Annotated in this window: 1 protein-coding gene; it reads left to right on the top strand. The window is 58.3% G+C overall.

Going from position 1 to position 266, the window contains the following annotated elements:
- Positions 1-266, top strand: a 266-nt coding sequence (locus AOA59_RS00525) for an immunoglobulin-like domain-containing protein (RefSeq protein WP_371919049.1), incomplete at both ends; no start/stop codon positions are given.

Raw genomic sequence — 266 nt, 5'->3', positions numbered from 1 at the left:
ACCGTCAGCACTACTATTACCGGTGCAACCGGCGGCAATTTTGAGAATCTGGTACCGAGCACCACGCCTGCGGTTACTACGATCACCGATTCGATCGACACCACCACCGTTACCCTGACAGCAGGCAACACCGTCACCGAAGGCGGTCAGATTACTTACACCGCTACCCTGACCAACCCGGCGCAGACGCCGGTGACTGTCACCTTGAGCAATGGCTCGGTGATTACCATCAAGGCTGGGGAGTCGGTTGGCACGGTCGTCGTGGA

The organism is Pseudomonas sp. 2822-15 (genome assembly GCF_002742515.1).
GTDB lineage: Bacteria > Pseudomonadota > Gammaproteobacteria > Pseudomonadales > Pseudomonadaceae > Aquipseudomonas > Aquipseudomonas salomonii.
Note: the sequence above shows the minus strand (reverse complement) of the source record. Positions and strands in the feature narration are given on the sequence as shown.